Raw genomic sequence first — 6633 nt, 5'->3', positions numbered from 1 at the left:
TTGCTGTCGCAAAACTTGGTGTCGCTGGACAAGAAATTGTACTTGGCGCTGGTAATGCTGCAATAACTGGAGCTGTTGTATCCGTTACATTGATAGTTTGTGATGCTGTTGATGCATTTCCACAAGCATCTGTTGCTGTCCAAGTTCTAGTTACTGAGTAACTTCCTGAACATTGTCCGTTTGTAGTAACATCATTGAATGTTAATGTGAATGTACTTCCACAAGCATCTGTAGCTGTTGCTGTCGCAAAACTTGGTGTCGCTGGACAAGAAATTGTACTTGGCGCTGGTAATGCTGCAATAACTGGAGCTGTTGTATCCGTTACATTGATAGTTTGTGATGCTGTTGATGTATTTCCACTTGTATCAGTAGCTGTCCATGTTCTAGTTACTGAATAACTTCCTGAACATGTTCCATTTGTAACAACATCAACAAAACTTAAAGTAGCAGAACCACAAGTGTCAGTTGCTGTTGCTGTTGCAAAACTTGGAGTTGCTGGACAAGAAATTGTACTTGGCGCTGGTAATGTTGCAATAACTGGTGCAGTTGTATCTGTTACATTAATTGTGATTGTCGCTGTATCACAATTAGACGCATTGGCATTTTCACAAATTCTATAAGTAAAAGTATAAGTACCTGCAGCAATACCGCTAGTAACTGTAACATTTCCTGAACTATCAAAAGATATATTAGGATTACTTCCTGTCAACAAAGTAAAAGTCACTAAGTTTAAAGGAACTGGAACATTATTTAATAAATCATTAGAAATTACATTTCCAATCAATCCAGTTGTTGTACAATTTATATTAGAATAATTATCATTTATTGCGTTAATAACTCCACATTTACTAATTGTAAATGGAAAGAAACAACCAGAGGTATTAGGTGGAACTGCATAATACGTAACAGTTGATCCAGATACTAATGGAAATGGATTACTTGCTGTATATTGAATTGCAGATTGCGTAACAGGATATTGATTATAAAATAATGATCCTATTGGAAAATTCGGTGCTATTTGAGAAACTGCAACTGTTGTACTTGAATTACAGAAATTGAAATTTCTAACTATTGGCGTATTCTGGCAGTTAGTATTTACGTAATTGGTAGCATTAATATCAACATTTAAAGGTTGACTTACTGGTTCGCCTAGACAACTTCCATTCTGAGAATAACCTTTAATAAATTGTTTATCGTTAAAACTAACACCTGTTATTCCACCTACACCTGAAGATGATCCGTTAACAGAAATTGGCGCTAAACAATTTGGATTACTTAAGATTGAACAATCAGTGGTTGCTCTTAATTTAAAAGATAAAGCTCCTAACAATGTATTTGGATCTGCAGGTAAAGGTAATGTACCGAAATCCCAAACAATAGAACCAGTAGCTCCTAAACTTGGATTAAATGTAATTGTGTTAGGAGTAGGTAATGGTGTAAAGAAAACACTTCCAACAGCACTTCCTGCAACATAACTTGCATTGAATGGTATTGGTATTACTAACTTATAATTATTGATTGGCTCTGTACCTAAATTTTTTATAGTTACATTAAAAGTCATCTCTTGTCCTGGCAAAACAGTGTATGGAGGTGATGTAACCGGAACATTGTTTATTGCGGTTGGAGATAAAATATTTTCAACATCAGGTATATAGGCATCTACCGACATTACAGCAGCAAAAATCACATAAGTATCTTGTGTTGTTCCATATCTAAATCTTGTGCTTGTTTGATTGTTAGTCATAACAGCATTACCAGCATTAGGAATATTAAAAACGCTAATATCTAATCCAGTATTATTTAGCAAATTTGGATTTCTTGTATTTCCACCAGTAGCAATTGACGAATTAAAAAAGTTATTTGTAGCATTTCCTGAGTGATTTAATGTAACCCAGTTAGTGTTTGTATGATTTCTTATTTGAAAATAATCTCCAGAAATACCTCTATCACCTTCACCAGCCATTAAACCTAATTTCATATTAACTGGTCCAGATTGAACTGTATTAAATCCTGAAACTGGAATTTCAAAATCAGCAGTAACACTTCCGGCAACATAGGCATGTCCATCAAAAATAGTAACGTCTCTATATTTCATTTTAGAGTTTTCATAAACTACTACCAAACTCCAACCTCCGTAAAAACCAGTTCCACCACCATTACCCTCAACTAAAGCGATATCGGCAGCAAAATAGTTTCCTAATCCATTATTTCTAACATAATCTGTTACCTCAGCATAAGCAGAATACATGTATCCATCAGATGTTGTTGGATAATAAATATCTGAAGCAGCTGCAGTAAACTGAGTATAAGTTGATGACTGAGGTCCTTTTAAGGAAATCACTCTTTTATTAAATGTTTTGGTAACATTATTTTTAGTAACCGTAAAAATATCATTACTAGGATTACTATTAGAAGATCTACCTGTCCAATATAATCCAGCATAAATAATTCTCGAACATGAAGGCAATGCTCCATTTTCAGTTGATAATGTTAAATTTGCTGAAGATGAATTGAATGTATTTGAATCTCCATCGACATCAACATAAACCATAGGATTATCATTGGTGCCATCATTACTATAACTTTGAAGCGTCAAGTTGGTATTTCCAACCATTGCAAAATCTCCTTTAATATTATAAACACTTCTTGAAGGAGAATACTGTGATGTTCTCTGTGTAAATGGCACTCTTAACTGTGCATTTGCTGAAAACACAACTCCAAATAAAAGTACTATTTGAAGAAAGTAAAAATAAATTTGCTTTTTTGTATTTTGGGTTGAGTATAAATTTTTCATAATAAGATATTTATTTTTTTTCAAAAAGTAACTTTAAGATATTTTTTCAACGCTGAAGAAAACAACGCATTTAGGATTACAATTCTTAATCAATCTTGTCAACTGAGAAGCCTCCATATCAAAATTTAATTTAATATGTATGTACTTTACATTTTTATAATTACAGATAGTTGTAAGATCAATTGGACCAGTAATTTCAGAAGCTCTTCCTATTTTAATAGTCACTAATTGAATATCGTTTGTTGGTAGATCAGGTCTATCGGCAATACTTAGCGATGTAAGATCTGTATACATACATACAGGTATTTGACCATAAGTTCTTACTTGGCCATTACTTAGATATAATGAAGAATTTGAATTATTCAATAAACCAAGTACATTGTTATACTCAGTTGAAGAGTATCTTGTACTTGAGTTTGACAAAGAATTCAAAAAAGCATCCTTAGTAATAATTTGAGCTCTTTGATTTGATGCTTGAGAAAATCCATTTGATAATGAAAACATCATCAAGATTAGTGCAAAAGCAATTTTGGTATTTCTCACAATACTTATTGATTGCAAAAAAGATGTTTCTGTTGGCTGAATTAAATCTTTGTTTCTCATAATATTATATTTTAAATATTTGTAATTAAAATATAGCATTACATAAATTCAAAACTTAATTTGAATACTTATGAGGTTAAGTTTATTTAATCTTAATTTTCGGGGCAAAAAAACCAAGATCTACTTATGTTATATTTTAAAAATTTTGTTTTTACTTTGTTATAAAATTAAATAAACATTATTAAAGAGTTCACTTTATTTAAGTCAAATTAATTCTACAACAAACTTAAATTATAACTTTTCAACAAAAAATTAAAAACGTTGAAAAGTGTTTAAAAATCGTTGTTTAGCATAAAACGCTTAACATTCGTTAATTTTTTCTTTAAAATATAACTCAATCAAAAACAACAAATCAGCAACTGATTGAAAAACACTAACTTATATTTAATCACTAAAAATCAACTTACAAAATTAGATTTAAGAATAAACAAATTCACATCGTTTAACGAAAACCTATTTTGAGTTTACAAACTTAGCTTCTAAGCATTTAAAATTTATACGTAGAAATACGTGTTTTTCGTTTTTAACATAAAGTGTAGCTCTACATTCTACAATTTCAAAAGTCAAATACTCTTTAACTTTGTATCTTTGCAAATAATTTTTATAAAATGAGAATAGATATTATCACTTTATTACCTGAATTACTTAGAAGTCCATTTGAAGCATCTATAATGAAGCGTGCTATTGATAAAGGATTAGTAGAAGTACATTTTCATAATTTGAGAGACTACACTACTAATAAACAGAAATCGGTTGATGATTATCCTTTTGGTGGTGGCGCAGGAATGGTGATGATGATTCAACCTATTGATGCTTGTATAACCCATTTGAAAAGTGAAAGGACTTATGATGAAATCATATATATGTCTCCTGATGGAGAGACTTTAAATCAAAAGTTGGCAAATACCGCATCGATGTATGAAAATATTATAATCTTATGTGGACATTACAAAGGAGTCGACCAACGAGTAAGAGACCATTTTATTACTAAAGAAATTTCTATTGGTGATTATGTATTAAGTGGTGGTGAGATTGGTGCAATAGTATTCTGTGATGCAATAATTCGTTTAATACCGGGAGTATTATCTGATGAAACTTCGGCACTGACAGATAGTTTTCAAGACGGACTTCTATCTGGACCTATATATACTAGACCTGCAGACTACAAAGGATGGAAAGTTCCTGAAGTTTTAACTAGTGGCCACTTCGCCAAAATTGACAAATGGAGAGAAGATATGGCATTTGAACATACTAAAAATAGACGACCAGATCTTTTAGAGGATTAATAATCATTTTCTATCTTAAAAATAATTCCGAAATTTTAATTCAAAATTCAAATTATTTATTACTTTTGCACCCACATTTGACCAACCTCTGGCGAAAACCGTGAATGTTGCTCAGATTTTAAACCATAATTAGCATTAAAAATGGCAAATTTAGTAGATTTCGTTAATAACGAATTATCAACAAAAAAAGATTTCCCTGCGTTTGGAGCTGGTGATACTATCACAGTTTACTACGAAATTAAAGAGGGTGAAAAAACAAGAACTCAGTTTTTTAAAGGAGTTGTTATTCAAAGAAAAGGAGCTGGTATCACTGAAACTTTTACAATCCGTAAAATGTCAGGTGCAGTTGGTGTAGAGCGTATCTTCCCAGTTAACATGCCTGCTTTGCAAAAAATTGAATTGAACCAAAGAGGTAAAGTTAGAAGAGCTCGTATCTACTACTTTAGAGAACTTACTGGTAAAAAAGCAAAAATCAAAGAAAGAAGAAGATAATTCTAAACTTTCAATCAATAAAAAAAGCTTCGATGATATCGAGGCTTTTTTTATGCAAAAAAAATAACTCTAAATTATCAAATTCATAATTTAAGTTCGTTAAAATATCAAATTCATAAATCAATCGATTTCGTAGCTCAACTATAATAAAATTAACTACTTATTCTTATATTTGTTACCGCGAATTTTTATAAAAACAAACAACAAAACATTATACATTATGGCAAAAATTAAAGTAGCCAATCCAGTAGTTGAATTGGATGGCGATGAAATGACACGAATTATTTGGAGTTTCATTAAAGAACAACTAATCCTTCCTTATCTTGATTTAGATATCAAATACTACGATTTAGGAATTGAAAGCAGAGAAGCAACGAAAGACCAAATCACAATTGACTCTGCAGAAGCAATTAAAAAATACAATGTTGGTATTAAATGTGCTACTATTACTCCAGATGAAGAGCGCGTAAAAGAATTCAACCTTTCTGAAATGTGGAAATCTCCAAACGGAACTATTAGAAATATCGTTGGTGGAACTGTTTTCCGTGAACCAATTATTATGAGTAATGTACCTAGATACGTTCAAGGTTGGACTAAACCAATTGTTATTGGTCGTCACGCTTTTGGAGATCAATACAAAGCAACTGATAAAGTTATTAAAGGAAAAGGAACTTTAACCATGTCTTTTACAAATGAAGCTGGTGAAACTACTGAGTGGAAAGTTTATGACTTTAAAGGTGATGGTGTAGCAATGTCTATGTATAATACTGATGAAAGTATTTACGGATTTGCACATTCATCTTTTCAAATGGCTTTGACTAAAAAATGGCCTTTATATCTTTCTACAAAAAATACAATTTTGAAAGCTTACGATGGAAGATTCAAAGATATTTTTGAAGAAGTGTATCAACAACATTACAAAGCTGATTTTGAAGCTAACGGAATGACCTACGAACACAGACTTATCGATGACATGGTTGCATCTGCAATGAAATGGAATGGTGGATTTGTTTGGGCTTGTAAAAACTATGACGGAGACGTTCAATCGGATACAGTTGCGCAAGGATTTGGTTCATTAGGATTAATGACTTCTGTATTAGTAACTCCAGATGGAAAAACAGTTGAAGCAGAAGCAGCACACGGAACAGTAACTCGTCACTATAGAGAGCATCAAAAAGGAAAAGCTACTTCAACAAACCCAATTGCATCTATCTTTGCTTGGACAAGAGGTTTAGAACACAGAGGTAAATTAGATCAAAATCAAGAATTAATAGATTTTTGCAACAAGCTTGAAGAAGTTTGTGTAGAAACTGTTGAAAGTGGTAAAATGACAAAAGATTTAGCAATGTTAGTAAAACCAGAGGGATTAACTTCAGCAGATTACTTAACTACAGAAAATTTCTTAGCAGCTATCAAAGAAAATTTAGATAAAAAATTAGCATAATTTTCTAAATTAGA

General features: G+C 31.7%; 5 protein-coding genes. 3 read left to right on the top strand and 2 right to left on the bottom strand.

The window, feature by feature from the left end; translation table 11 throughout:
• The coding region (locus ACYU7A_RS06220) for an HYR-like domain-containing protein (RefSeq protein WP_460575038.1) at positions 1-2794 on the bottom strand (2794 nt) is incomplete at its 3' end.
• A gap of 33 nt (positions 2795-2827) precedes the next feature.
• Entirely contained in the window at positions 2828-3397 is a 570-nt protein-coding gene (locus ACYU7A_RS06215; RefSeq protein WP_460575036.1) for a hypothetical protein, read from the bottom strand.
• Between the two features lie 608 nt (positions 3398-4005).
• On the opposite strand from ACYU7A_RS06215, the gene trmD reads away from it, so the two are divergent.
• The 3 genes from trmD (at position 4006) to ACYU7A_RS06200 (ending at position 6619) form a co-directional block, all read left to right on the top strand.
• Entirely contained in the window at positions 4006-4683 is a 678-nt protein-coding gene (trmD, locus tag ACYU7A_RS06210) for a tRNA (guanosine(37)-N1)-methyltransferase TrmD (RefSeq protein WP_460575034.1), read from the top strand.
• A gap of 141 nt (positions 4684-4824) precedes the next feature.
• Positions 4825-5175 (top strand): 50S ribosomal protein L19, encoded by a 351-nt coding sequence (rplS, locus tag ACYU7A_RS06205; protein WP_298307332.1) that lies wholly within the window; start codon positions 4825-4827, stop codon positions 5173-5175.
• Positions 5176-5395: 220 nt separating this feature from the next.
• Positions 5396-6619 carry an NADP-dependent isocitrate dehydrogenase gene (locus ACYU7A_RS06200; protein ID WP_460575032.1) on the top strand — a complete coding sequence of 408 codons (1224 nt, stop codon included), beginning with the start codon at positions 5396-5398 and terminating at the stop codon, positions 6617-6619.
• The last annotated feature ends 14 nt before the right edge of the window (positions 6620-6633 follow it).

It is taken from the genome of Flavobacterium koreense (assembly GCF_054776075.1).
The sequence above is the reverse complement of the archived record's forward strand: the minus strand, read 5'-3'. Positions and strand labels throughout refer to the sequence as shown.